We start from the raw sequence: 1,660 nt of genomic DNA on the forward strand, positions 1-1,660 counted from the left end.
GCACCGTCAAACGCCGTCTTTCCAAGCGTCGCGCTTTCTCCGGCGAGAGTCGGGGGGATCGCTTTTCGTCGGTTCGATCGCGGAGCCGACCTTCAGGGCGGCTCCTGCCGTCATCGCGTCGATCCGCTAAATCTGCGGAGATGACATGATTGAACTGGACGACGAGGAATCGACCCCTCGTTAGTCGCGACGTCGAGCAAGAAACATCATCTGCGGACGTGTGGGCCGTAGGATGGACGCTATCGGCTTCGTTCAGGCATCGCTGTTGAATCCGCAGCCCCGGTCGGCGCGAGCGAAGCCTTGCCTTGCGTCGGCATCTTTTCCTCCGAGGAAGCCGGAAGCATGCCGTCCGGTTTCCTTTTCTCTCCGGCGAGAGCTGGGGGATCGCTTTTCTTCGGTTCGATCGCGGAGTCGACCTTCGGGGCGTTTCCTGCCGTCATGGCGGCGTTAGGGTCAGTCGGCGCGTGCCGAGGCACCAATGTCAGGATGGTGATGATGGCCGCCGTCGCCATGGCGAAGGCGATCGCCGCCCACGTCCAGCGGATGGGCTTTCGCCCGGCGGGGTTCGCGCGGACGCCGTTCCCCGATAGTGCCGCCAGCGCGGAGGCGATGAGAACCGGCGGAACGGTAGATCGCGAGGCTTCCATAGCTGTCGCGAAAGATTCCGCCGCGGAAACTTCCTCGAAGAATGAAGGGTCGTCGGCCAGCCTAGCGTGGAATTCCGCGAGCCGAGGAGATTCGAGTTCTCCGTCGAGATAGGAGGCGATGAGGGCGGCGTCCTCCGACGTTCCGTCCATCGTCCTGGGCGGTGTCCTGGCGGCGTCGAGGTCGGTCGAGAGCCGGTGCTTCGTCAGAGACCATTTTTCGTTTCCGTCGTTGCGGACGGATTCGTCGATATCCTCGCCGAAGAGGCGTTCGAACAAGTCGTGGAGGGGGTGGTCGCTCACTTTCTGTCGTCTCCTCGTCCGAACATCAGACGGACGCCCTCCAGTTTTTGACCGCGGGATGATCGTTCAGGTTTTCCCTTAGCCTTGACATGACCCGCTGCTTGAGTTTGTAGACTTCGCTGACCGGGCGGCGCATAAGGCGGGCGACTTCCCGCGCGGGAACGGTCTCCCCGCTGGTCAGGGCAATCTTGACATAAAGCCGCTCGACTTCGGTGAGGGTTTCGGCGCAGCGCTTCAGCACATCCCCCGCGACTGCGAGCATGCGCTCGCTTTCGATGGCGAGCAGTTCCCCCTCGGGCGTCGGATCTTCCGATGCGATTTCTCCGATGGCGTCAATTGGCAAGGCTGATCGCATCGGGGACCTGTCGCCTTCCTCCGTTCGAGGCCTTCCGGACAGTTCGTGGCGGATGTGATCGATGAGGAGCCTGTCCGTTGCGTGGAGTACGAATCCCGCGAAGCTCCCGCGTCCCTGATAGGCCTTGATCCTTCTAAAGTCATCCGCAATCAGGGCGAGGCATATTTCTTGGTAACAATCCTCCCGGAACTGCTCTCGCTCCGACGAGGGTAGCCTTCTGCGGACGATGCGTTTGATGTCGGCTCCGAAAAATGACTCGAAAGCTCTCCATCCGACGTCGCCTCTGGTCTCAGAAAGAAGTCGGAGAAGTCTCTGAGAAAGGCATTCTCGGGCAAGCAGGACTATGAAGGTTTCCAAC

General features: G+C 61.1%; 2 protein-coding genes. Both read right to left on the reverse strand.

Features of this window, described 5'->3' with window-relative positions; genetic code table 11:
• Positions 1-239: 239 nt before the first annotated feature.
• Complete coding sequence (locus H261_RS22735) at positions 240-947, reverse strand: anti-sigma factor (protein WP_008622674.1); 708 nt, start codon at positions 945-947, stop codon at positions 240-242.
• A gap of 25 nt (positions 948-972) precedes the next feature.
• Positions 973-1,660 (reverse strand): RNA polymerase sigma factor (locus tag H261_RS22740; RefSeq protein ID WP_161625068.1); only part of this gene is annotated, 688 nt, incomplete at its 5' end.

The organism is Paramagnetospirillum caucaseum (assembly GCF_000342045.1).
Classification (GTDB): domain Bacteria; phylum Pseudomonadota; class Alphaproteobacteria; order Rhodospirillales; family Magnetospirillaceae; genus Phaeospirillum; species Phaeospirillum caucaseum.